Genomic DNA, 25,627 nt, shown 5'->3' with positions numbered 1-25,627 from the left:
CCTTGTTTTTTTATTTAAAATAAGTATAATCCGACCGCTTGTTCTCTCTTTTTTATGAGTTCAAGTTTTCGTACCCTCACCTCGAACGAGGGTTTTATTTTTTACTATCAAAAATTAGAGGAAGGTTATGGTAACCATTCGTTTAACTCGTGGCGGAGCTAAAAAACGCCCATTTTATCAAATCGTGGTAGCAGATAGTCGCTCACCACGTGACGGTCGCTTCATTGAGCGTATCGGTTTTTTCAATCCAGTTGCAACAGGTAAAGCAGAACGTTTACGTTTAGATGTATCTAAAGTTGATGAGTGGGTTGCAAAAGGTGCATCACTTTCAGTACGTGTTGCTACTTTAGTTAAAGAAGCGCGTCAAGCAGCTTAATCTTTATTTTTGTTGTAGGTGAATAAATATGAATAAGCAAATTGAAGTTGTCGGAAAATTAGGATCAACCTATGGAATCCGAGGCTGGTTGCGTCTTTATTCATCGACAGAATATTCTGAAAGTATTTTTGACTATCAGCCTTGGTTTTTAAATATTAAAGGTCAATGGCAAGAAGTTGAACTAGAAACTTGGCGTTATCACAATAATGATTTGATTGTTAAATTAGTAGGGACAGATGACCGTGAGTCAGCTCAGCTACTAACTAATATGGAAATTGGTGTTGATTTAAGTTGTTTTCCTAAGCTAGAAGAAGGGGATTATTATTGGCATGATTTAATCGGTTGCGAAGTAATTAACCTTGATGGCTATAATATGGGTAAAGTGACTGAGTTAATGGAAACTGGATCAAATGATGTATTAGTTGTGCAAGCAAGTAGTAAGGATGCTTTTGGTAAACAGGAACGATTAATTCCGTTCTTATACGAACAAGTAGTTAAAAGAGTAGATCTCACCACTAAAATAATTGAAGTGGATTGGGACGCTGGTTTCTAACCTCAGGTATGCGGTTAGCTTTAGGTGTAGCATTTCAGAGAAAATAAAGTATGTGGATTGGTATCATTTCACTGTTTCCCGAAATGTTTAAAGCAATTACCGAATTCGGGGTTACAGGTAGAGCAGTAAAACATAATCTATTACAAGTATCATGTTGGAATCCAAGAGATTTTACGCATGATAAACATAAAACCGTGGATGATCGTCCTTATGGTGGTGGTCCAGGCATGTTGATGATGGTTCAGCCTCTTCGTGATGCAATTCGTGAAGCTAAACTGACCGCTTGTAAAGAAGATGGTGTGGAAGCAAAGGTGATTTATCTTTCTCCACAAGGTCGTAAATTAGATCAAAGTGGCGTGCAAGAACTTGCTACGAATCAGAAACTGATTTTAGTATGTGGACGCTATGAAGGCATTGATGAAAGATTAATTCAATCTGAAGTTGATGAGGAATGGTCAATAGGCGATTATGTTTTAACGGGTGGGGAATTGCCTGCAATGACATTAATTGATGCTGTTGCAAGATTTATTCCTGGTGTATTAGGCAAGCAAGCCTCTGCATTAGAAGATTCTTTTGTAGATGGATTATTAGATTGTCCTCATTACACTCGCCCAGAAGTATTAGATGAGATACCTGTGCCGTCGGTGCTGATGTCTGGACACCATGAGAAAATTCGTCAATGGCGATTAGAGCAATCGCTTGAGAGAACATGGTTAAGACGCCCTGAGCTATTGGATAGCCTAGCTCTGACTGACGAACAAAGGGTGTTGTTGGAAAAAATTAAGAAACAACACAAATCAGTTAATTCTAGGACATAGAAGGTTTTTAAAATGAGTAATATCATCAAACAAATCGAACAAGAACAGTTAAAACAAAACATACCTAGTTTCCGTCCAGGTGACACATTAGAAGTTAAGGTATGGGTAGTAGAAGGTAGTAAAAGACGTTTGCAAGCGTTCGAAGGCGTGGTTATTGCAATTCGTAACCGTGGCTTGCATTCAGCATTTACCCTACGTAAAATCTCAAATGGCGTAGGCGTTGAGCGTGTATTCCAAACTCACTCACCTGTTATTGACAGCATTGCTGTTAAACGTAAAGGTGCGGTACGTAAAGCTAAACTTTACTACTTACGTGAGCGTTCAGGTAAATCTGCACGTATTAAAGAGCGTCTCGGCAATTAATTTGCATTTAGGTAATATGCTAAAGGCTTGGAATTTTCCAAGCCTTTTTTCTTTTTGTGCTTTAAGAACATGCTTTTTCAAATAAAGCGGGCAGAATTGCAAATTTTTTAGTAATCTAAAGCAAGTTTACCTGCTGCTTTAACTGCAACGGAAATTGCTTTTTCTTCAGTACCTTTAATGGTTTCTTCATTAGGAATTTCTTGTTGTGTACGGTTCACTATAACACCTGACACCATACCTGCACGTAATCCTAATGCACCACACATCGTGAAGAGTGTTGCTGATTCCATTTCAAAGTTCATGACATTGAGTTCTTGCCATTGTTTTAATGAACCTTGGAAATGACGATAAACTTTACCTGAGTAAGTATCGTAACGTTCTTGACCAGGATAGAATGTATCAGATGAAGCGGTGATACCCACATAAGGTTTTACATTGTGTTCTAATGCTGAAGCATATAGAGCATTGGTTGCTTCAAAGTTTGCAACTGCTGGATATTCCATTGGTGCAAAGTGTAAGCTTGCACCATCTAAGCGTACTGCACCTGTTGTCACAAGTACATCACCCACGTTGATATGCGGTTGGATTGCACCTGTTGTACCGATACGTAGGAAGGTACGTACACCTAATTGAGCCAATTCTTCTACACAAATTGAGACAGAAGGACCACCGATCCCTGTTGAACATACCACGATAGGTTGACCATCTACATAACCTAACCATGAAGTAAATTCACGAGTGGATGCAAGAAATTCAGGATTATCCATTTTGGCTGCAATACGCTCACTACGAGCAGGATCTCCAGGAACGATAGCAACTTTTGCGCCTTTTAACATGGCTTTTGTTAAGCCTAAATGAAATACTTCTGACATAATTTTTCCCTCAAATATTAATTGTTATATGTAGTAACGCTATTCTACCAACCCATTGAGAGAATAGGCGACTTTTTTCGGTGATGAATCTGTAAATTTGTGAACAAGATCAAAGGGAAACGTTTGCTTATGGGTTGATATCTCGCAAGATTGGATTTTGCATTGAGATTAGCGTTTCCGTTGATTGAATTTCATCAATAAGCTGAATTTTGGTTGCAAGCACCTCATGAAGTTCTTCTATGGTATGCGTCATGACCTTAATAAAAATAGAGTAATTGCCCGTTGTATAGTAAGCCTCCACCACTTGATCAAATTCGCGTAGCTTCGCAATGACACCACCGTAATCTTTTGCACTTTTCAAAATAATACCAATGAAGCAACAAACGTCATAACCGAGTTTACGCTCATTAATACGAATTTTTGTGCCTTCAATAATGCCCGCTTGACGCATTTTTTCCACACGTACATGGATTGTTCCAGGGCTGACATTAAATTTTTTTGCCATTTCTGCATAAGATGTTCGAGCATCTCTGGTTAAGACGCGTAAAATCTGTTGATCGAGCTGGTCAATTTGTAATCGTAATTGGTGATTGGTCTGCAAATTATCCTCCAAATGATATTAAAAATAGATTTTATCTAAAATAATGGGGTATTTTTAGATATTATTTATCATAAATGCTTTTTGTTTGATTATCTATTGAATTTTTTGTGAAATGCTTTAGATTGTATTCATCTTTTGACGAATTAAAAAATTATTTAAGGTATTTATTATGCAAAAATCATTTATTTTACAACAACAAGAAATTAGCTTTGTTAAGAACACATTTACTCAAAACTTAATAGAACAATTAGATATTATTGAAGTGCAAGGCCCAATACTAAGTGAAGTGGGTAACGGGATGCAAGATAACCTTTCTGGCGTTGAAAAAGCGGTTCAAGTTCATGTTAAACAAATTCCAGATGCAACCTATGAAGTGGTTCATTCTCTCGCAAAATGGAAACGTCATACATTATCTCGTTTCCATTTTAAAGAAGGTGAAGGCTTATTTGTTCATATGAAAGCATTACGCCCAGATGAAGATTCTTTAGATCCAACTCACTCTGTTTATGTGGATCAATGGGATTGGGAAAAAGTGATTCCTGAAGGTCGTCGTAATTTCGAATATTTAAAAGAAACAGTAAGTTCGATTTATCGTGCGATTCGTTTAACTGAATTAGCAGTTGAAGCACGTTTTGATATTCCTTCAGAATTACCAAAACAAATTACGTTTGTTCACAGTGAAGATTTAGTAAAACGCTATCCAGATATGACAAGTAAACAACGTGAGAATGCAATCTGTAAAGAACACGGTGCAGTATTCTTAATTGGTATTGGTGGCGAATTATCAGATGGTAAAGCTCATGATGGACGTGCGCCAGACTACGATGACTGGACAACAGAATCTGAGAAAGGTTATAAAGGCTTAAACGGTGATATTTTAGTTTGGAATGAACAATTAGGTACAGCATTTGAATTATCATCAATGGGTATCCGTGTGGATGAGAAAGCATTACGCTTACAAGTTTCATTAACTGGTGATGAAGATCGTTTAGAAATGGATTGGCATAAAGATTTATTAGCAGGTCGTTTACCATTGTCTATCGGTGGTGGTATCGGTCAATCTCGTATGGCAATGTTCTTATTACATAAACGTCACATTGGTGAAGTACAATCTAGCGTATGGCCAAAAGCGATGTTAGAACAATACGAAAACATTTTATAATCGCGAATCGTAAGATAGTTTAGTGACAAGCGGTAAGATTTTTGCAAAATTTTGCAATGATCTTACCGCTTTGCTTTAGAGTTTTTGAGTGAAAATAAGAATTGCCCCACGATTATCTGAGCTTTCGCTATTATCTGTTGCAATATAGATTTTTTTCCCATCAGCGCTAACTAATACAGATTGATAATGGTTGTTAGAATAGAGATGAGCGACAGTATTTCCGTTTGCTTGAGATCTTTCTGGATTAAGTGGAATTTGATATAAAGTACCTGTTTTATGCCCTGTCACAAGTATCGAATTTTGTAGAGCGGTAATTCCCCCAGTCTTTGAATAATAGGCTAAACCACTAGGCTCAATAGTATCTGAAAATGTCTTAATTGGTAGTTGTGTCTGTGTTGAAGTATTTTTTATAGCTTGTTCAGCACAATTCATATTTTCAGAATAACCTAGCATTGTTGGCCAACCATAATTATTTCCTGCACCAATAATATTGATTTCATCATTGATTTGAGTACCTTGATCGACATTAAAAATACGATCCTGACTAAAGATCAGATTTTTAGGACGGTGAAAGCCGTACGCAAAAATATGGCTTTTTATGCCTTGTATTCTCGGATTATCTTCTGGAATCGTGCCATCGGTATTTAGGCGTAATATTTTCCCTCGATAATCACTAAAATCTTGAGTCACAATATCGTTTGCGGATGGAATTGTTTGGGCTACCGTATTTTCACATTGTTGAGCTGAAGTATGATCATCTAATGCGAGGTAAAGTTTTCCATCGGATCCAAAATGTAGTGATCCAAATGGATGATCGACATTTGATGGGATCTTATCGATCAACGTGATCTCATTAACGAATTGTTGCGTTGAACTATCATAAGTTAAACGGGTGATCTTTCCCCATATTTGAGTTTCTCCTTCCTCATTATTAGGTACAGTGTAGCTTTGATAGAGGTATAAATAATCAGATTGCTTATTTTTTAAGAATTCAGGGTGAAATGCAAAACTGAGTAGGGTTGGTCGTTTCGTTTCCGTAGAGATTAATGGCGGAGTATAAATGACATGATGTTCTCCCGTTTCTGGATTCACGGTTGATAACTGATTACTCTCATTTTCGATGAGCCAAATATTATTATCATATCCCCAATCCATATCAGTAGGGCTGTGTAGATTATCGATTAATACTTTAGCATCAAAGTGCTCATCCATAATATTAACAGTCGGGTTTTCTACAGCAGAATAGGCTACTGAGGCATAAAAACTCATTAGGATTGCTAACATTTTTCTTTTCATTACAAGTTCCTTCCTAGCACATTGAAAGCAAAGTTACGTTCTTTTACGTCAATTATTTTACGTCAAATATATAATAAAACAGTAATATTTATGATCAACGGATTATTTTTATTCTGATTAGTTCAGCCTATAGGATCTATTTGTTAAGAGTTACCTTGAGTTTATTGTAAGGTCAGCACAACTTCTATATAATCTATATCCTTTTAGAAATTAAAAATTTACAAAGTGGAGTAAATAATGGCTCGTGTAACAGTTCAAGATGCTGTAGAAAAAATTGGTAACCGTTTTGATTTAATTTTAACAGCAGCACGTCGTGCAAGACAATTGCAACTTCATACTCGTGAAGCGTTAGTGCCAGAAGAAGATGATAAGCCAACAGTCATTGCTTTACGTGAAATTGAAGAAGGTCTTATCGATAATAAAGTGATGGATCAACAAGAAAGTATCGATGCACTTCATCAAGAAGTTGCTGAGCGTGAGGCGATCTCTTTCCTTGCGGATGTTCAAGCAAACTCTTAATTTTATTTGGACAATCTAATTTGCAAGCGGTGAGATCATCACCTCATTTTGCATTTTATATTGTCCATTTTTGTATCTAAATTTAGGTCATTTTAAGTGGGGTATAGTGTGCATCTTTTTGAAAGTCTTCATACCATTATTCAAGAATATTTACCGCCAGACAAAATCGAGCTGGTAAAACGTGCTTTTGAGGTAGCGAAAGATGGTCATCAGGGGCAATTTCGCTCTAGTGGTGAACCCTATATCACGCATCCTGTTGCGGTTGCAGGCATTATTGCAAAGATGAAATTAGATCATGAAGCAGTAATGGCAGCGTTATTACATGATGTAATTGAAGATACTCCTTATACAGAAGAACAATTAGCTGAGGAATTTGGCACTAGCGTGGCAGAGATTGTTCAAGGCGTATCAAAATTAGATAAACTTAAATTTAGAACCCGCCAAGAAGCACAAGTCGAAAATTTTCGCAAAATGATTTTGGCGATGACCAAAGATGTTCGCGTAGTTTTGATTAAATTGGCGGATCGCACTCATAATATGCGGACATTAGGTGCATTACGCCCAGATAAACGTCAGCGTATTGCCAAAGAAACCTTAGAAATTTATACCCCATTAGCCCATCGTTTAGGGATGGAATCGCTCAAATCAGAATTAGAAGATCTTTGTTTTGAGGCAATGTATCCTTATCGCTATAAGGTGATTAAACGTGCAGTTGAAGCTGCTCGAGGTCATTTACAACCATTAATTCAGCGTATCACAGCAGATATGAAAGGTCGCTTAGATGAAGTGGGTATTCGCTCACGCATTTATGGTAAAGAGCGTCCACTTTTCTATCTTTATCAAAAGATGCGTGAGAAAGAGCAGTATTTTAATTCCATTTTAGATATTTATTCCTTTAGGGTTGTGGTGGAAAATATTGATAATTGCTACCGCACCTTAGGCTTAATGCACTCACTGTATAAACCTCGCCCAGGGCAAGTCAAAGACTATATCGCTGTACCCAAAACGAATGGCTATCAGTCGTTACATACTTCAATGATTGGACACAAAGGCGCACCAATTGACGTTTTAATTCGTACTGAAGAAATGGATGAAATGGCGAAATTGGGTGTGGCAGCACATTGGCGTTATCAAGATTATGTTAGTACAAGTGTACAGGTGCGTATTCAAAAATGGCTGAAAAGTATCGTTGAAATGCAACAAAGTGCAGGGAATTCCGCTGAATTTATCGAGAATGTTAAATCAGACCTATTTTCTAGCGATATTTATGTCTTTACGCCAAAAGGTCGAATTATTCAGTTACCTGCTAAAGCGACACCTGTCGATTTTGCTTATGCGTTGCATACTGATATTGGTGATAGATGTATTGGTGCAATCGTCGATCATCAACCTTACCCACTTTCCGAACCATTACAATCAGGGCAAACGGTAGAAATTCAAACGGCAGATTCTGTGCGTTTAAATGCCTTGTGGTTGAATTTTGTGGTGACGGCTAAAGCACGTTCAAGTATTCGCAATACCTTGAAAAACCAAAAACGTGATGCGGCAATTTCGTTAGGGAAACGCCAATTATTGCTTTCATTGAATGCAACTAATTTTTCAAATATCGATCCGACTATTCAGCAATCAGTATTGAAGGAATTAAAATTAGAAACCTTTGATGATTTGCTCGCGGAAATAGGATTAGGTAATCAAGTGAGCGGTATTGTTGCACAACGTTTATCAGGTGAAAAACTAGAAATTGATACAGATGGTAACCCAGAAAATAATCAACCTCTAGCGATTAAGGGCATCGAAAGTAGCTTAATCAGTTTTGCACAATGTTGTTTACCAGTACCCGGCGATGAAATCATAGCGCATATCAGTTCAGGTAAGGGCTTAACAATTCATAATGTGACTTGCCATAATGTGAAAGATCATTTGAATGATAAGCGTGATTACATGGCGGTAAATTGGGAAATCGCTAAAGAGAAAGCCGTTGAATTTGAATCGGCAATCTATATTGATACTTTAAATCAACAAGGCGTATTGGCGGATATAGCAGCAACCTTGGCGAAAATGAATAGCAATATTTTAAATATCAATGGTACACGTTTAGCGGGGGGGATTTATCAGCTTAAACTTGTGATTAGCGTGGTAGATAAATCCCATTTAGAAGCTATCTTACACAAATTATCGCACCTGAATGGCGTAGTCCAAGCGGCCAGATCCATTTAATTTTTTGCGATAAGTCGATTAAACATAAGGGTGTCATTGCGACACCCTTTTTTCTTCTATACAATTGTATTTTTATACAGTTAAGCGGTCAGTTCCTCAGAAAATTTTACGAATTATGAATTCACAACTATTAGACGGTATTCCATTAACAGCTTTATCAGGTGTTGGTGCGGCGATTTCAGAACGATTAAGTCGAATTGGGATCAATAACGTACAGGATCTGTTATTTCATTTGCCTATGCGTTATGAAGATCGTACACGGATCACGCCGATTATCGATTTGCGTCCAGAATCTTATGCAACGATCGAGGGAACGGTTTTAGTCACGGAAGTGCAATTTGGTAAACGCCCGATTCTTTCTACTACGTTGTCGGACGGTACAAGCAAAATAATGCTTAAGTTTTTTAACTTTAATGCAGGAATGAAAAATAGCTTGGTCGCTGGAGCGAGAGTCAAAGCCTTTGGTGAAATCAAACGTGGTCGCTACATGGCAGAAATTCATCATCCAGAATATCAAATTATTCGAGGGGACCAACCGCTTGTACTAGCAGAAACCTTAACTCCAATTTATTCTAAAACCGAAGGGCTAAAACAAGCCTCGCTGAGAAAATTAACGGATCAGGCATTGGGCGTTTTAGCGAATGTACAGGTACCTGAATTATTACCCGATGAATTTAATCCCCATAAATACAGTTTGAAAGAAGCTTTGCAATTCCTGCATCGTCCAACCCCCGATACCAGTATTGAACAATTAGAGAATGGTGAACACCCTGCGCAAAAACGACTCATTTTTGAAGAACTTTTAGCGCATAACTTAGCGATGCAGAAAATCAGAAAAGGGATTCAACAACACCATGCAGAGCCTTTGACCTATAAAACTGATTTAAAACAACGGTTTTTATCCACACTACCTTTTAAACCAACCAATGCACAATGGCGGGTTGCTCAAGAAATCGAACAAGATTTAGCAAAACCTTTTCCTATGATGCGATTAGTGCAAGGGGACGTTGGTTCGGGAAAAACATTGGTGGCGGCATTGGCTGCATTATTAGCAATTGATAATGGTAAACAAGTGGCATTAATGGCACCGACAGAAATTTTAGCGGAACAACACGCAAATAATTTCGCTAATTGGTTAAAACCCTTTGGTATTGAAGTTGGTTGGTTGGCGGGGAAGGTCAAGGGCAAAGCAAGACAAGCACAGTTAGAAGCGATTCAAACAGGGCAAGTGCAGATGATCATTGGGACGCATGCGTTGTTCCAAGATCAAGTTGAGTTTAATCAGCTTGCTTTAGTGATTATTGATGAACAACACCGCTTTGGTGTGCATCAACGTTTAAGCTTACGAGAAAAAGGGGTAAAGGAAGACATTTACCCTCATCAGCTTATTATGACAGCTACGCCTATTCCAAGAACATTAGCAATGACGGTTTATGCTGATTTAGATACGTCTATTATTGATGAATTGCCACCAGGACGCACACCAATTACCACCGTAGCGATTTCGGAAGAACGCCGAGATGAAATTGTTCAGCGGGTGTATCAAGCTTGTAAAAATGAGCATCGCCAAGCCTATTGGGTCTGTACCCTCATTGATGAATCAGAAGTGTTAGAAGCTCAAGCAGCGGAAGCAATAGCAGAAGATTTACAGCGAGCCTTGTCGGATTTACGTATTGGCTTAGTGCATGGCAGAATGAAACTACAAGAGAAACAAGCCATTATGGCGGAGTTTAAACAAGGTAATATTGATTTACTTGTGGCAACCACTGTAATCGAAGTGGGCGTTGATGTACCCAATGCCAGCTTGATGATTATCGAAAATTCAGAACGATTAGGGCTTGCGCAGTTACACCAATTACGAGGACGAGTTGGACGAGGCGCAACAGCATCTCATTGTGTCCTCATGTATAAACCCCCACTGGGAAAAATTTCCTCAAAGCGTTTGCAAGTATTGCGTGATAGCCAAGATGGCTTTGTTATAGCAGAAAAAGATCTTCAAATTCGAGGAATGGGCGAAATTCTAGGGACAAAACAGACAGGAATGGCGGAGTTAAAAATAGCGAATCTCATGCGTGATCGCAAAATGATCCCCTTAGTCCAATCTTACGCAAAACAATTAATCAATAAATACCCCGATATAGCCGAACAGCTGATTTATCGTTGGATTAGTGATAATGCAGAGTATAGTAATGCGTAGATTTTGAAGAAAAAAATAATAGTATGTGTTAGTCACATACTATTATTTTTATGAAATTAATTTGTTGATAAAAAACTTAAATACTATAAGGTGGCTTTATCAATTAAAATCTTACAAGTTCCTGTATGCATAATTGTTTCTAGATATCCCTTAATATTTATATTATTACCTCTTTTTAAACTATCTATATTTACTCCGGGATTTAATGATGCCCCAATGCTAACTCCTCTACCAGCACTTATAATTACGTTAGTGTCTCCCCATTCATCTTCATAAATGGATTCTATTTTTCCTTTAACAGAAACATAACTATTTATCCAATTTCTTTTGGCAACAACTTCATTGTCTAAAAAGTCTTCACATATTTGATTTGAATTAAGTACTTTTGCTTGAGGAGGTTGAGCCACTGAACTGATCGTTTTATTGACGGAATCTAAAGCGGAGTTTAGATCTGCACAAGAAGTAAGAAATAAGGTTGAACATACTAATGTTGCTAATTTTTTATTCATGATTCCTCCTAATGTTCCAATTTGTTCGTTTGAGATAGCACCATAATAGAAAAACGCTAATATTATATTCAGGATTAATGTAAAAACAATGTGTTATAAGTATGAATTTAATAACACTATTTGGATAGATATTCAGAGTATTGTACTAAATATCACTGATTAGGTATTTTGTGCAGTGTTATTAACACAAAAATTACAACAGTAAGCTGAAATATTGCAGATGGCATTAATCAAGCATCTTGGTAAGCGGTGAGTTTATCAAATTATTTTGCAATATATTCCGAGCAATAGACCGCTTGTAACAAAGAGATTCTATTGAAATGAAGAAGAAATACATGTGATGATTAACTATACTCGGAATAGGTGTTTACACAGAATATGGAATAGGTTTTGGATTATAATATAGTTTTTCTGCAACCGTTTGATTATTCTGTCTTTTTAATATTATTTTATAGGGTTGATCGGCAGTATAAGGGAAATCTTTTCTATAATGAGCACCTCTACTTTCATTCCATTAAATGAAATATAACTTCTTTTTGTAGGTACATTTAGATTTCTTTACTCCATAAATTTTATCATTTTTTTGTGGGGATCAATTTCAGTCTTGTGACTGTAATCAAAAAGTAGGCGATTAAAAGTAAAAGCGTGCTTAACCATATAAGTGTGAGAAGAAAGATTTTTTGCTTAAGTGAAGGGCGTTTATAGATGATGAATAAATTTTGAATTACAATGACACCCTATTTTCTTTAAAATAATTATAACTGCAAGCCAGTAGAGAGTTTGTTGTTATCTATACATAATAAAATGAACAAACTTAACTTGTACCGCAATATATTCAAAAACTCTGACTGGAAAACGACACAGAATAATGTCGCTTCAAACATTGCTGATTGGCTATTTCATACGGCATCATTGACCCAAAAATTACAGACTGTGAGCCAAAATATCTCTGTTGAAATTACGCAAGAAGATTGGCAAGCGGTCAGTTTATCCAATAATTTTGCAAAATATTCACAGGAACAGACCGCTTGGGTCAGAGAGATTGTATTAAAGGGAGATAGCTCGCCATGGATTTTTGCTCAAACCGTTTTTCCTCGAGCTACAATTGAAAATGTTGCACAAGAGATTCTTCAATTAGGGGAAAAACCAATAGGCTTATGGTTATTTCCACAAAATCCTATTCGTCAAAGTTTAGAATGGACTTTTGATTCAAAGACAGGGTTATACGCTAGACGCTCTTTATTATTGTTAAAAGATTATCCTTTAGAAATTTATGAACTGTTCTTAGCTGAATTTCCATTTGAACCAAATTCACGAAAAGAGTAGCATGCCGAAAGATTTTAGTAACTATTTATGATATGAAACCAACTATTCTGCTATACGATTCAGGTATGGGTGGATTAACCATCTATGATGCTATTCGCCAAAGTTTGCCTGATGCTCACTATTTATATTGTTTTGATAATGCTTATTTTCCCTATTCTGAAAAAACAGAGGATTTTTTAATTCAGCGAGCAGAATTGATTGTACAAACGATCGCTCGTAACTATCCGCTTGATATGGTCGTAGTGGCTTGTAATACAGCAAGTACGGTAGTTTTACCCACATTACGTGAAAAATTCTCTTTTCATGTAGTTGGCACAGTTCCTGCGATCAAACCTGCGGCAGCGATTTCTAAAACAGGTAAAATTGGATTATTAGCGACAAAGGGAACCGTGAATCGTCAATATGTTTCAGATCTTATCCAAACCTACGCTAGTCATCATCAAATTGAGAAAATCGGCACGACGGATTTAGTCGAACTTGTAGAAGAAAAGCAGCAAACTGGTTTTGTAGATATGCAACGCTTGAAAGAAATTATTCTACCTTGGCGAGATGAAATGGACTTGGATACCGTTATTCTAGGATGTACACACTTTCCATTAGTAAAAGAGGAGTTAATGCAATTGCTTCCTCAGGTAAAATATTTTATTGATCCTGGTAATGGTATTGCAAAAAGAGTGGTTACACTTCTTTCAAATGAATTGAAATTGAATAATAGTGAGAAAGTAGATAAATATAATCAAGCTTTTTGTACGAAGAGAACGGAAGATTTTGAACAAAGAAAGAATGTCATGAAAAATTGGCAGTTTGAGAATTTAACCGTATTAGACTTATAGTAGTAATTTGGATGAGAAATCGCCTGTTTTATAATAGGATTTCGTTTTGTTTTTCATCTTGTTGAGTAAATTTGAGACATTTAACGCAAAAATGAAATTTTTTTACAAAAAGGGCTTGTAAGAGTTTTATTTTACTCTATAATACGCCCCACACAACGACGCGCTGTTGTGAAAGATTTAATGCAGTGCGTCGTTATTTTTTGCTCTTTAACAACATATCAGACAATCTGTGTGGGCACTTGTTGATGATTGATTTTAAAATAAATTTAATTTTGAAGTCTTAATAAGTGTCTATAACTTGAAAATTCATAAAGAATAATAAAGCTAGAAAACAGTTATTGAGCGATTGAACTTTTAATTGAAGAGTTTGATCATGGCTCAGATTGAACGCTGGCGGCAGGCTTAACACATGCAAGTCGAACGGTAACAGGGAAAAGCTTGCTTTTCTGCTGACGAGTGGCGGACGGGTGAGTAATGCTTGGGAATCTGGCTTATGGAGGGGGATAACTACGGGAAACTGTAGCTAATACCGCGTAATATCTACGGATTAAAGTGTGGGACCGCAAGGCCACATGCCATAAGATGAGCCCAAGTGGGATTAGGTAGTTGGTGGGGTAAAGGCCTACCAAGCCGACGATCTCTAGCTGGTCTGAGAGGATGACCAGCCACACTGGAACTGAGACACGGTCCAGACTCCTACGGGAGGCAGCAGTGGGGAATATTGCACAATGGGGGGAACCCTGATGCAGCCATGCCGCGTGAATGAAGAAGGCCTTCGGGTTGTAAAGTTCTTTCGGTGATGAGGAAGGCTATTGTTTTAATAGAACAGTAGATTGACGTTAGTCACAGAAGAAGCACCGGCTAACTCCGTGCCAGCAGCCGCGGTAATACGGAGGGTGCGAGCGTTAATCGGAATGACTGGGCGTAAAGGGTACGCAGGCGGTGACTTAAGTGAGGTGTGAAATCCCTGGGCTCAACCTAGGAATTGCACTTCATACTGGGTCGCTAGAGTATTTTAGGGAGGGGTAGAATTCCACGTGTAGCGGTGAAATGCGTAGAGATGTGGAGGAATACCGAAGGCGAAGGCAGCCCCTTGGGAATATACTGACGCTCAAGTACGAAAGCGTGGGGAGCAAACAGGATTAGATACCCTGGTAGTCCACGCCGTAAACGATGTCGATTTGGGGATTGGGCTATAAGCTTGGTGCCCGTAGCTAACGTGATAAATCGACCGCCTGGGGAGTACGGCCGCAAGGTTAAAACTCAAATGAATTGACGGGGGCCCGCACAAGCGGTGGAGCATGTGGTTTAATTCGATGCAACGCGAAGAACCTTACCTACTCTTGACATCCATAGAAGAACGCAGAGATGTGTTTGTGCCTTCGGGAACTATGAGACAGGTGCTGCATGGCTGTCGTCAGCTCGTGTTGTGAAATGTTGGGTTAAGTCCCGCAACGAGCGCAACCCTTATCCTTTGTTGCTAGCAGGTAATGCTGAGAACTCAAAGGAGACTGCCAGTGATAAACTGGAGGAAGGTGGGGATGACGTCAAGTCATCATGGCCCTTACGAGTAGGGCTACACACGTGCTACAATGGCGTATACAGAGGGAAGCGATATAGCGATATGGAGCGAATCTCAGAAAGTACGTCTAAGTCCGGATTGGAGTCTGCAACTCGACTCCATGAAGTCGGAATCGCTAGTAATCGCGAATCAGAATGTCGCGGTGAATACGTTCCCGGGCCTTGTACACACCGCCCGTCACACCATGGGAGTGGGTTGTACCAGAAGTAGATAGCTTAACCTTCGGGGGGGCGTTTACCACGGTATGATTCATGACTGGGGTGAAGTCGTAACAAGGTAACCGTAGGGGAACCTGCGGTTGGATCACCTCCTTACCAAAGAAATCGACATAGCGAGTGTTCACACAGATTGTTTGATGTAAAGAAGCAACGAAGAAGCGATTCATCCTGTGGGTCTGTAGCTCAGGTGGTTAGAGCGCACCCCTGATAAGGGTGAGGTCGGTGGTTCAAGTCCACTCAGACCCACCACTCAAGAGCGAGTGAGTAGGAGAATTGAAGAATATTGGGGATATAGCTCAGCTGGGAGAGCGCCTGCCTTGCACGCAGGAGGTCAGCGGTTCGATCCCGCTTATCTCCACCAAGATATTCTGCTTGTCGTTAAAGTTAAGTGTAATGGTTGATTAATTATTATTAAGTTAATGATTTTGGATTAATTATATTTACCTATAGCGATAAACGTCGTTATTTCTGTTCTTTAAAAATTGAGAAACAAGCTGAAAAACTGAAGAGACTTTCAAGTCCGAGAGGATAAGAAGAAGTCTGAGTAAGAATAAAATCTTGTCTGAACAAAAGCAGGCAAGTATTAGTAGACTTGCATAAGCTTTGAGTTTTTTATTGTTATTTAATTATTATTTAATATTAATGATTAAATTGATTTAAAAATACTTGAGGTTGTATGGTTAAGTGACTAAGCGTACACGGTGGATGCCTAGGCAATCAGAGGCGAAGAAGGACGTGCTAATCTGCGAAAAGCTTGGATGAGTCGATAAGAGGCGTTTAATCCAAGATATCCGAATGGGGAAACCCAATAGGTGAAGAACCTATTATTACTGAGTGAATACATAGCTCAGTAAGGCAAACCGGGAGAACTGAAACATCTAAGTACCCCGAGGAAAAGAAATCAACCGAGATTCTGTGAGTAGCGGCGAGCGAAAGCGGAGAAGCCAGTTAGTGATAGTGGCAGAGTTAGGAGAATGAGTTGGGAAGCTCAGCGACACAGGGTGATAGCCCCGTATCCGAAGACCAGGCCATGGTACTAAGCTAACGAAAAGTAGGGCGGGACACGAGAAATCCTGTTTGAAGATGGGGGGACCATCCTCCAAGGCTAAATACTCCTGATTGACCGATAGTGAACCAGTACTGTGAAGGAAAGGCGAAAAGAACCCCAGTGAGGGGAGTGAAATAGAACCTGAAACCGTGTACGTACAAGCAGTGGGAGCAAGTTTATCTTGTGACTGCGTACCTTTTGTATAATGGGTCAGCGACTTATATTTTGTAGCAAGGTTAACTGAATAAGGGAGCCGTAGGGAAACCGAGTCTTAACTGGGCGAGTAGTTGCAAGGTATAGACCCGAAACCCGGTGATCTAGCCATGGGCAGGTTGAAGGTTGGGTAACACTAACTGGAGGACCGAACCGACTAATGTTGAAAAATTAGCGGATGACCTGTGGCTGGGGGTGAAAGGCCAATCAAACCGGGAGATAGCTGGTTCTCCCCGAAATCTATTTAGGTAGAGCCTTGAGCGGACACCTTCGGGGGTAGAGCACTGTTTCGACTAGGGGGCCATCCCGGCTTACCAACTCGATGCAAACTGCGAATACCGAAGAGTGATACTCAGGAGACACACGGTGGGTGCTAACGTTCATCGTGAAGAGGGAAACAACCCAGACCGCCAGCTAAGGTCCCAAAATCTATATTAAGTGGGAAACGAAGTGGGAAGGCTTAGACAGCTAGGATGTTGGCTTAGAAGCAGCCATCATTTAAAGAAAGCGTAATAGCTCACTAGTCGAGTCGGCCTGCGCGGAAGATGTAACGGGGCTAAAATATAGTACCGAAGCTGCGGCATCAGAATTTATTCTGTTGGGTAGGGGAGCGTCGTGTAAGCGGATGAAGGTGAATCGAGAGGTTTGCTGGACGTATCACGAGTGCGAATGCTGACATAAGTAACGATAAAACGAGTGAAAAACTCGTTCGCCGGAAGACCAAGGGTTCCTGTCCAACGTTAATCGGGGCAGGGTGAGTCGGCCCCTAAGGTGAGGCTGAAAAGCGTAATCGATGGGAAACGGGTTAATATTCCCGTACTTGTTATAAGTGCGATGTGGGGACGGAGAAGGTTAGGTTATCAGGGTGTTGGATATCCCTGTTTAAGCCGTTAGGTGGAGAGACTAGGCAAATCCGGTCTCTTATTAAACACCGAGAAGTGATGACGAGACTCTACGGAGTCGAAGTAACTGATACCACGCTTCCAGGAAAAGCCACTAAGCTCTAGCTTATAATAAACCGTACTGAAAACCGACACAGGTGGTCAGGTAGAGAATACTCAGGCGCTTGAGAGAACTCGGGTGAAGGAACTAGGCAAAATAGCACCGTAACTTCGGGAGAAGGTGCGCCGGCGTAGATTGTAAGGGCTTGCCCCTGAAGGTTGAACCGGTCGAAGATACCAGCTGGCTGCAACTGTTTATTAAAAACACAGCACTCTGCAAACACGAAAGTGGACGTATAGGGTGTGATGCCTGCCCGGTGCTGGAAGGTTAATTGATGGTGTTATCGAAAGAGAAGCTCCTGATCGAAGCCCCAGTAAACGGCGGCCGTAACTATAACGGTCCTAAGGTAGCGAAATTCCTTGTCGGGTAAGTTCCGACCTGCACGAATGGCATAATGATGGCCAGGCTGTCTCCACCCGAGACTCAGTGAAATTGAAATCGCCGTGAAGATGCGGTGTACCCGCGGCTAGACGGAAAGACCCCGTGAACCTTTACTATAGCTTGACACTGAACATTGAATTTTGATGTGTAGGATAGGTGGGAGCCTATGAAGTAGGAACGCTAGTTTCTATGGAGGCGTCCTTGAAATACCACCCTTTAACGTTTGATGTTCTAACGAAGACTGCGGAACGTGGTCTCGGACAGTGTCTGGTGGGTAGTTTGACTGGGGCGGTCTCCTCCCAAAGAGTAACGGAGGAGCACGAAGGTTTGCTAATCACGGTCGGACATCGTGAGGTTAGTGCAATGGTATAAGCAAGCTTAACTGCGAGACAGACAAGTCGAGCAGGTGCGAAAGCAGGTCATAGTGATCCGGTGGTTCTGAATGGAAGGGCCATCGCTCAACGGATAAAAGGTACTCCGGGGATAACAGGCTGATACCGCCCAAGAGTTCATATCGACGGCGGTGTTTGGCACCTCGATGTCGGCTCATCACATCCTGGGGCTGAAGTAGGTCCCAAGGGTATGGCTGTTCGCCATTTAAAGTGGTACGCGAGCTGGGTTTAGAACGTCGTGAGACAGTTCGGTCCCTATCTGCCGTGGGCGTTGGAGAATTGATTGGGGCTGCTCCTAGTACGAGAGGACCGGAGTGGACACATCACTGGTGTTCCAGTTGTCTCGCCAGAGGCACTGCTGGGTAGCTACATGTGGAAGAGATAAGTGCTGAAAGCATCTAAGCACGAAACTTGCCAAGAGATGAGTTCTCCCTAACTATAAGTTAGTAAGGGTTGTTGGAGACTACGACGTAGATAGGTGTGGTGTGTAAGCGTTGTGAGACGTTGAGCTAACACATACTAATTGCCCGAGAGGCTTAACCATACAACCTCAAGTGTTTTTTCGAAAAAAACTATGGAGAAAACATAAGAGCGTGTAGAAGTTTACTAAGAAAAGATACACAGACTGAAAGAAGTAAAAGGAAGTCGACAGAAAGACAGCTTGTTTTAAGATTTTAGGACTAGGAAGAGTAAAGAAAACCTAGAAAAGAATAGAAAGAAAAAAAGACAGACAGAATAAGACGGAAGTCGTCAACAGGATTATCCTGATGGTCATAGTGCAGTGGAACTACCTGAACCCATCCCGAACTCAGAAGTAAAATGCTGTCACGCCGATGGTAGTGTGGTGATTCGCCATGTGAGAGTAGGTCGTCATCAGGGCTTTATTAAATTAGTTTATTCTTGAGAGTGAACTAACTTAATAGAAAGAATTTTCCTAGCGGTCATAGTACAGTAGAACTACCTGAATCCATCCCGAACTCAGAAGTAAAATGCTGTCACGCCGATGGTAGTGTGGTGTTTCGCCATGTGAGAGTAGGTCGCTGCTAGGTTCCATATTTGCGGAGCGGTAGTTCAGCTGGTTAGAATACCTGCCTGTCACGCAGGGGGTCGCGGGTTCGAGTCCCGTCCGTTCCGCCACTATTATAGCGAGTAATAAACTCGCTTTCTCTTTAGGGGCGTAGTTCAATTGGTAGAGCACCGGTCTCCAAAACCGGGTGTTGGGAGTTCGAGCCTCTCCGCCCCTGCCATTACAATAACTAAAATATTTATTTAATCTACTTAATCAATTAGAATGAAGTAATTCATTTTAATTGATTTTTCTTATGAAAATCCTAGATCCTATTATTGAACAATTTTTAGATATTTTGTGGCAAGAGCATCAGCTATCACAAAATACAATTTCCTCTTATCGTCAAGATCTCATATCTTTTACGGAATGGCTAAAATCCCCCAGAGATTTTTTAACGCTTGATCATTCTGATTTACAAAGTTTTTTATCAGAAAGATTATCTAATGGCTATAAATCAACAAGTTCAGCAAGAATGATGAGCTGTTTGCGTAAGTTTTTCCGTTTCTTAGTGCTAGAGAATTATCGATCAAATGATCCTACAGAAACATTAACATTTCCTAAAGTCTCAATGCATTTACCAAAATCATTGAGTGAATCACAAGTTTTAGATTTACTCAATGCACCAAATACTGAAGATCCTTTAGAATTACGTGATAAAGCCATGTTAGAGCTTTTATATGCCACGGGGTTACGTGTCACGGAGCTTGTTTCTTTAGCTATTGAAAATATGAGTTTAACACAAGGTTTAATTCGTGTTGTGGGGAAAGGAGACAAAGAAAGAATAGTACCTTTGGGTGAAGAAGCGAGTTATTGGATTCGTGATTATTTTCAGTATAGTAGACCCATTTTATTGGGAAATTTGCAATCAGATGTTGTTTTTCCTAGCCGTTTAGGCAGAATAATGACTCGTCAGACATTCTGGCACAGAATTAAACACTATGCATTGCTAGTAGGCATTCCAAGAGATAAACTCTCACCTCATGTATTACGTCATGCGTTTGCCACTCATTTGGTTAATCATGGTGCTGATTTGAGAGTTGTTCAAATGTTATTAGGGCATAGTGACCTTTCTACCACACAAATTTATACTCATGTTGCGAAAGCCCGATTAAAATCACTTCATCAACAATTTCATCCAAGAGGATAAAAAATACATGAATACGACACAAAAAGGTTTTTCTTCATTCGGTTGGGCCTTAGCTTTATTATGTTTACCAAGTGCATTATGGCCATTGGCTCTATTAGTTTCACCAAGTTTTAGCCAACATTCAGAGCTAACATTATTTCAAGCTGATTTCTTTTCTGTGGTTTTTTGGATTTATCCATTCATACTATTGCTAGTGGCATTAGTACTATTTCAAATTCATAAGAAAAATCCATTATTAGCTAAGATATTACTATCATTAAGTTTTATTGTGTTTTATGGCTTAGTCGGGTATATCGTAAGTTTTTTTTAATTCACATGACTGATAAAAATAATGTGACATTTTCTACAGATTTTGTTTTTAATCATGTTAATTTTTCTTATTTTCAGCTAGGCTATAGTAAAGATCCTTGTAGGTTTAGATTGATTTATTGTTAAAAGGAGATATCCATGTCAGAACTTTTTAATTTGGCTAAAAATTGGCTAGAACAAGATCCAGATACAGAAACAAAAACCGAATTAACAAAACTTCTCGAGTTAGCTCAATCTGGAGATTATGATGCAGAGCGTGAGTTAGCAAGTCGTTTTGATGGACGTTTGCAATTTGGTACAGCAGGCTTACGTGGTCGTTTACAAGCGGGACCAATGGGTATGAATAGAGTCCTTGTTGCACAAGCTGCAGGTGGTTTAGCAAATTATTTGAAAGACTATGACAAAGACCAACCTTCTATCGTCATTGGTTATGATGGTCGTAAGAATTCAGATGTTTTTGCTCGCGATACTGCTGAAATCATGGCAGGTGCAGGAATTAAAGCCTATCTATTACCAAGAATGTTACCAACTCCAGTGTTAGCTTTTGCGATTAAATATTTTGATACTACTGCGGGCGTTATGGTCACAGCAAGCCACAACCCTCCAGAAGACAATGGCTATAAAGTCTATTTAGGCAAAGCAAATGGTGGTGGACAAATTGTTTCTCCAGCAGATAAAGATATTGCAAAATTAATTGATAAAGTCGCCGCTGGTTCTATTACTGATTTACCTCGTAGCAAAGATTTCACTGTATTAAGTGATGAAGTGGTTAATGCTTATATTGAGAAAACAGCAAGTCTAGCAAAACAACCAGAAGCTGATATTAACTATGTTTATACTGCAATGCATGGTGTGGGTTATGAAGTATTAACGAAGACTTTAGCAAAAGCAGGTTTACCTCAACCACACTTAGTTAAAGAACAAATTCAACCAGATGGTACATTCCCGACAGTTAATTTCCCAAATCCAGAAGAGAAAGGTGCATTAGATTTAGCGATTAAATTAGCGAAAGAGAAAAATGCTGAGTTTATTATTGCGAACGACCCTGATGCAGACCGTTTAGCTGTGGCAGTACCAGATGCAGAAGGCAATTGGAAATCTTTACATGGTAATGTGGTTGGATGCTTATTAGGTTGGTATTTAGCAAAACAATACCAAGCGGAAGGTAAAAAAGGTGTATTAGCTTGCTCATTAGTTTCTTCGCCTGCATTAGCAGAAATTGCGAAAAAATATGGCTTTGAGTCTCAAGAAACATTAACAGGATTCAAATATATCGGTAAAGTTGATGGGTTATTATTTGGTTTTGAAGAGGCTTTAGGCTATTTAGTTGACCCAGATAAAGTACGCGATAAAGACGGGATTTCTGCAGCAGTTATGTTCCTAGATATCGTACGCTATTTGAAAAAACAAGGTAAAACGCTAGCGGATTACGCGGAAGAATTCACTCAAGAATTTGGTGCTTATGTGAGTAGTCAAATTTCAATTCGTGTTCAGGATTTGAGTGACATTAGTAAATTGATGGCTGCATTACGTAATAACCCACCAAGTGAAATCGGCGGATTTAAAGTAAGCCAATTTGTCGATCATACGAAGACAGATCGTCAAAGTGATATTTTAGTGTTTACCCTTGAAAATGGTAGTCGCTTAATTGTTCGTCCATCAGGTACAGAACCAAAAATCAAATTCTATCTTGATGTGCGTGGTGATAATGCACAACATGCAGAAAAAGTATTAGCTCAATTTGATGAAAGTGTACGCTCACTTTTACGTCAAGAGCAATATGGCAAACAAGATTGCTAAGAAAACAAACTGTATAAAAAGGTTTTAACTTTTATCTGCATCTTCATCAATTGAATTACTCATAGACTGATTAAGGTGCAGATTTTTTATATTTTTACTTTGCTAAAAACTTCCCTTTAAATACAAGTAATAAGGTGCCAATGATTAAACCGCCAATACATAAATTGGCAATAATAAACATAGGTAATCCTAAAATACCAATATTTTGACCTTGCGTTGCAATATATAAATACATGCCTACTTTAGCCATAGAGGCTAATGCAAACGAAAATCCCCATAATGATATGGTAAATCCTCTTACCATAATCCAGTGTATAATTCGCAAGAAAAAGAAAAATTGTAAAATACCGTAACCGATAATAGCCTTTGCAATCAGATCAATTACACCGCCATTGATTGTTAAATAAGTTGCACAAGCCACAAAGGTTGGAGCAAGTGCGATACTAATCACTGGGCGAATTGGCTCTGGAACAGTTTCAATAGTACGAAGGCGATTTAATATGACTGGTTCTAAACTTAGCCAAGAAAGTGTACCTGCTCCCCAGAAAAGATAAGCCCATTCTGTATAGCCGAGCGTAGATAATGCCGTTGCACTCACAAAATTGGAGGCAACAGTAGGTAAATATAAAACAGGGGTTGTTGATTCAATATTGTAAGTTCCTCGCCACATTCCAGCCATATAATAGCTTGCGAAAAGTAGCTGGATAATAATACCCACAAAAATAAGAATCTGCCCCATGATTTCTATATAAGGTAGAACAATTAAACCAACAAATATGGTAGTGATGGGAATTAAACTCACGAAACTCCCTAATAGAGGGTGAGTCAGTTCCTCTTTTGCCATTGCACGATAAGCAATCCATTTCCAAATATAAGCAGAGATAAACACTATCCAAGCAAATCCCGCAACTATCAGTAATGATTCGCTGATAATAGATGGAATAACATTAGGCAAATGATAAAGAGATAATGTTGTTTGTAAAAAGGGCGTTGCATACCGCCAAGCCAATCCTAATGCACTGAGTCCAAGTACAATACCAAAGTAACTGGTAGGAATAGGAAATACTTTTGATTTCGTTGTCATAATGCTATCTCATAAAACTCATTTATTCTTTCACTAAAAAAATGACCTAGCAAAAGCTAGGCCATTTTTTTGTATCAATTCAGAAACAGAATTATAGAATATCTAAAAGTTCTACTTCAAAAACTAATGTGCTAAATGGTGGGATTGAACCACCAGCGCCACGTTCACCGTAAGCAAGGTTATGTGGAATAGTTAAACGCCATTTTGAACCCACTGGCATCATAGTTAATGCTTCAATCCAACCTGCAATCACACCATTTACTGGGAATTCAGCAGGCGTACCTCTTTGTACAGAACTATCGAACACAGTACCATCAATTAAAGAACCTGTGTAATGAACACGCACTTTATCAACTTGTGTTGGAATTTTACCCGTACCTTCAGTTAATACTTCATATTGTAAACCGCTTTCTGTTTCTTTTACACTTGCGTGTTTTTTATTTTCTTCTAAGAATGCTTTTCCTTCAGCTTCAATTGCTTTGAATGCTTCTGCTTGATGTGCTTCTGCACGTTGTTGTAATTCTTGTAATGCTTTTGTCACTACGTTTAAGTCAATTGCTGGTGGGTTTTGATTTAATACGTCAAAAATACCTTTTACAACAGCTTCAGGCTCAACTTCTAAGCCACTAGTTAATAATTGTTGACCAATTTGTAATCCGATACCGTATCCACCTTGTGCTTCTACGCTTTCTAATGCGATTGAATCTAAATTTAAAGACATAATATTTCCTTTTAGTTGTATGAGTTGAAAAATGTGGGGATAAATCTACGGAATACAAGGGCAAGCGGTTAGATTCTGTAAAATTTTTGCAAATTTCAGGTATAATCCTACCGCTTATGTAAAATAAAAAGGAATATGATTATGCAAAATCCAAAAGATGATGTGCTGTATGCACCAGTAGAATGGCAAGATTGTAGCAATGGTTATAGTGATATTTTGTACCATAAATCCAGTGATGGTATTGCAAAAATTACAATTAACCGCCCTGAAGTACGTAATGCGTTTAGACCGCAAACAGTCAAAGAAATGATTCACGCTTTTGCTGATGCACGTTTTGATGCCGATATCGGTGTGATTGTACTAACAGGACAAGGCGAGAAAGCATTCTGTTCTGGTGGTGATCAAAAAGTGCGTGGTGATTACGGCGGTTATAAAGATGAAAGCGGTGTACACCACTTAAACGTATTGGATTTCCAACGTGATATTCGTAGCTGTCCAAAACCCGTTGTGGCAATGGTAGCGGGTTATGCGATTGGCGGTGGACACGTTTTACATATGTTATGTGACCTCACTATCGCAGCGGACAATGCTATTTTCGGTCAAACAGGCCCTAAAGTCGGTTCTTTCGATGGCGGTTGGGGTGCAAGTTATATGGCACGTATCGTGGGTCAGAAAAAAGCACGTGAAATCTGGTTCTTATGTCGTCAATATGATGCACAAGAAGCATTAGATATGGGCTTAGTAAATACTGTTGTGCCTTATGCTGACTTAGAAAAAGAAACTGTCCGCTGGTGTCGTGAAATGTTAAGAAACAGTCCAATCGCTTTACGTTGCTTAAAAGCGGCTTTAAATGCAGATTGTGATGGTCAAGCAGGATTACAAGAATTAGCAGGTAACGCTACAATGCTATTCTATATGACTGAAGAGGGGCAAGAAGGACGTAATGCCTTTAATGAAAAACGCGCGCCTGATTTCAGTAAATTCCAACGTAACCCTTAATTGAATGTCAGTGGGAAAAG

At 39.3% G+C, this 25,627-nt stretch carries 20 protein-coding genes, 4 tRNA genes, 4 rRNA genes and 1 pseudogene; 22 read left to right on the top strand and 7 right to left on the bottom strand.

Features of this window, described 5'->3' with window-relative positions; genetic code table 11:
• The first annotated feature begins 127 nt into the window (after positions 1–127).
• Genes rpsP through rplS form a run of 4 tightly spaced genes read left to right on the top strand, consistent with a single transcriptional unit; the run spans position 128 to position 2,110 of the window.
• Entirely contained in the window at positions 128–376 is a 249-nt protein-coding gene (rpsP, locus tag A6A10_RS09175) for a 30S ribosomal protein S16 (RefSeq protein WP_121123610.1), read from the top strand.
• A 28-nt stretch (positions 377–404) separates the two neighbouring features.
• On the top strand, positions 405–929 hold the full coding sequence (rimM, locus tag A6A10_RS09170; RefSeq protein ID WP_121123608.1) for a ribosome maturation factor RimM: 525 nt from the start codon (positions 405–407) through the stop codon (positions 927–929).
• 50 nt (positions 930–979) lie between these two features.
• Positions 980–1,747, top strand: a complete 768-nt coding sequence (trmD, locus tag A6A10_RS09165) for a tRNA (guanosine(37)-N1)-methyltransferase TrmD (protein WP_121123606.1) — start codon at positions 980–982, stop codon at positions 1,745–1,747.
• A 12-nt stretch (positions 1,748–1,759) separates the two neighbouring features.
• Positions 1,760–2,110 carry a 50S ribosomal protein L19 gene (rplS, locus tag A6A10_RS09160; protein WP_121123604.1) on the top strand — a complete coding sequence of 117 codons (351 nt, stop codon included), beginning with the start codon at positions 1,760–1,762 and terminating at the stop codon, positions 2,108–2,110.
• 107 nt (positions 2,111–2,217) lie between these two features.
• On the opposite strand, the gene udp is transcribed toward rplS, so the two are convergent.
• The gene (udp, locus tag A6A10_RS09155; protein WP_121123602.1) at positions 2,218–2,982 is read right to left on the bottom strand and encodes a uridine phosphorylase; all 765 of its coding nucleotides are present in this window, start codon (positions 2,980–2,982) and stop codon (positions 2,218–2,220) included.
• A 127-nt stretch (positions 2,983–3,109) separates the two neighbouring features.
• The gene (gene asnC / locus A6A10_RS09150; protein WP_121123600.1) at positions 3,110–3,583 is read right to left on the bottom strand and encodes a transcriptional regulator AsnC; all 474 of its coding nucleotides are present in this window, start codon (positions 3,581–3,583) and stop codon (positions 3,110–3,112) included.
• 169 nt (positions 3,584–3,752) lie between these two features.
• Here asnC and asnA point away from each other — a divergent pair, with 169 nt between their 5' ends.
• The gene (asnA, locus tag A6A10_RS09145) at positions 3,753–4,745 is read left to right on the top strand and encodes an aspartate--ammonia ligase (protein ID WP_121123598.1); all 993 of its coding nucleotides are present in this window, start codon (positions 3,753–3,755) and stop codon (positions 4,743–4,745) included.
• 75 nt (positions 4,746–4,820) lie between these two features.
• Here the strand turns inward: asnA and A6A10_RS09140 are convergent, their stop codons facing one another.
• Positions 4,821–6,041 (bottom strand): PQQ-dependent sugar dehydrogenase, encoded by a 1,221-nt coding sequence (locus A6A10_RS09140; RefSeq protein ID WP_121123596.1) that lies wholly within the window; start codon positions 6,039–6,041, stop codon positions 4,821–4,823.
• A 237-nt stretch (positions 6,042–6,278) separates the two neighbouring features.
• Between A6A10_RS09140 and rpoZ the strand changes: the two genes are divergently transcribed.
• From rpoZ to recG, 3 genes are all read left to right on the top strand, one after another.
• Entirely contained in the window at positions 6,279–6,560 is a 282-nt protein-coding gene (gene rpoZ, locus A6A10_RS09135; RefSeq protein WP_121123594.1) for a DNA-directed RNA polymerase subunit omega, read from the top strand.
• A 108-nt stretch (positions 6,561–6,668) separates the two neighbouring features.
• Entirely contained in the window at positions 6,669–8,777 is a 2,109-nt protein-coding gene (gene spoT, locus A6A10_RS09130) for a bifunctional GTP diphosphokinase/guanosine-3',5'-bis pyrophosphate 3'-pyrophosphohydrolase (RefSeq protein ID WP_121123592.1), read from the top strand.
• A 115-nt stretch (positions 8,778–8,892) separates the two neighbouring features.
• Positions 8,893–10,974: an ATP-dependent DNA helicase RecG gene (gene recG / locus A6A10_RS09125; protein ID WP_121123590.1), complete on the top strand. Its 2,082-nt coding sequence runs from the start codon at positions 8,893–8,895 to the stop codon at positions 10,972–10,974.
• Between the two features lie 83 nt (positions 10,975–11,057).
• Here the strand turns inward: recG and A6A10_RS09120 are convergent, their stop codons facing one another.
• Complete coding sequence (locus tag A6A10_RS09120) at positions 11,058–11,483, bottom strand: OB-fold protein (protein ID WP_121123588.1); 426 nt, start codon at positions 11,481–11,483, stop codon at positions 11,058–11,060.
• Positions 11,484–11,850: 367 nt separating this feature from the next.
• A pseudogene (locus tag A6A10_RS09700) lies at positions 11,851–11,943 on the bottom strand (hypothetical protein); the annotation flags it as partial.
• Positions 11,944–12,287: 344 nt separating this feature from the next.
• Between A6A10_RS09700 and A6A10_RS09110 the strand changes: the two are divergent.
• The 13 genes from A6A10_RS09110 (at position 12,288) to A6A10_RS09050 (ending at position 22,803) form a co-directional block, all read left to right on the top strand.
• A complete protein-coding gene (locus A6A10_RS09110; RefSeq protein ID WP_121123586.1) occupies positions 12,288–12,809 on the top strand; it encodes a chorismate--pyruvate lyase family protein in 522 nt (173 codons plus the stop codon).
• 32 nt (positions 12,810–12,841) lie between these two features.
• On the top strand, positions 12,842–13,642 hold the full coding sequence (gene murI, locus A6A10_RS09105) for a glutamate racemase (RefSeq protein WP_121123584.1): 801 nt from the start codon (positions 12,842–12,844) through the stop codon (positions 13,640–13,642).
• A gap of 355 nt (positions 13,643–13,997) precedes the next feature.
• A 16S ribosomal RNA gene (locus A6A10_RS09100) occupies positions 13,998–15,538 on the top strand.
• 76 nt (positions 15,539–15,614) lie between these two features.
• Positions 15,615–15,691: transfer RNA gene (locus tag A6A10_RS09095), tRNA-Ile, on the top strand.
• A 36-nt stretch (positions 15,692–15,727) separates the two neighbouring features.
• A tRNA-Ala gene (locus A6A10_RS09090) sits at positions 15,728–15,803 on the top strand.
• Positions 15,804–16,120: 317 nt separating this feature from the next.
• Positions 16,121–19,022: ribosomal RNA gene (locus A6A10_RS09085) — 23S ribosomal RNA — on the top strand.
• A 219-nt stretch (positions 19,023–19,241) separates the two neighbouring features.
• Positions 19,242–19,357: ribosomal RNA gene (rrf, locus tag A6A10_RS09080) — 5S ribosomal RNA — on the top strand.
• A gap of 54 nt (positions 19,358–19,411) precedes the next feature.
• Positions 19,412–19,527 (top strand): 5S ribosomal RNA (gene rrf / locus A6A10_RS09075).
• The 16S, 23S and 5S rRNA genes sit together here with 4 tRNA genes alongside, the layout of an rRNA operon.
• Before the next feature lie 11 nt (positions 19,528–19,538).
• Positions 19,539–19,615, top strand: a tRNA-Asp gene (locus A6A10_RS09070).
• Positions 19,616–19,649: 34 nt separating this feature from the next.
• A tRNA-Trp gene (locus tag A6A10_RS09065) sits at positions 19,650–19,725 on the top strand.
• 75 nt (positions 19,726–19,800) lie between these two features.
• Positions 19,801–20,694 carry a site-specific tyrosine recombinase XerD gene (xerD, locus tag A6A10_RS09060; protein ID WP_121124028.1) on the top strand — a complete coding sequence of 298 codons (894 nt, stop codon included), beginning with the start codon at positions 19,801–19,803 and terminating at the stop codon, positions 20,692–20,694.
• A gap of 7 nt (positions 20,695–20,701) precedes the next feature.
• Positions 20,702–21,004, top strand: a complete 303-nt coding sequence (locus A6A10_RS09055; protein ID WP_121124026.1) for a DUF5389 family protein — start codon at positions 20,702–20,704, stop codon at positions 21,002–21,004.
• A 137-nt stretch (positions 21,005–21,141) separates the two neighbouring features.
• Positions 21,142–22,803: a phospho-sugar mutase gene (locus A6A10_RS09050; RefSeq protein WP_121124024.1), complete on the top strand. Its 1,662-nt coding sequence runs from the start codon at positions 21,142–21,144 to the stop codon at positions 22,801–22,803.
• 94 nt (positions 22,804–22,897) lie between these two features.
• Here the strand turns inward: A6A10_RS09050 and tehA are convergent, their stop codons facing one another.
• Both tehA and A6A10_RS09040 read right to left on the bottom strand, forming a co-directional pair.
• Positions 22,898–23,887: a dicarboxylate transporter/tellurite-resistance protein TehA gene (gene tehA / locus A6A10_RS09045; protein ID WP_195759399.1), complete on the bottom strand. Its 990-nt coding sequence runs from the start codon at positions 23,885–23,887 to the stop codon at positions 22,898–22,900.
• Positions 23,888–23,978: 91 nt separating this feature from the next.
• Positions 23,979–24,608 (bottom strand): FKBP-type peptidyl-prolyl cis-trans isomerase, encoded by a 630-nt coding sequence (locus A6A10_RS09040; RefSeq protein WP_121124020.1) that lies wholly within the window; start codon positions 24,606–24,608, stop codon positions 23,979–23,981.
• Positions 24,609–24,749: 141 nt separating this feature from the next.
• On the opposite strand from A6A10_RS09040, the gene menB reads away from it, so the two are divergent.
• Entirely contained in the window at positions 24,750–25,607 is an 858-nt protein-coding gene (gene menB, locus A6A10_RS09035; RefSeq protein WP_121124018.1) for a 1,4-dihydroxy-2-naphthoyl-CoA synthase, read from the top strand.
• Positions 25,608–25,627: the final 20 nt, after the last annotated feature.

The sequence above is a fragment of the Otariodibacter oris genome (genome assembly GCF_009684715.1).
GTDB lineage: Bacteria > Pseudomonadota > Gammaproteobacteria > Enterobacterales > Pasteurellaceae > Otariodibacter > Otariodibacter oris.
This window is presented reverse-complemented; position numbering and strand designations above follow the sequence as displayed.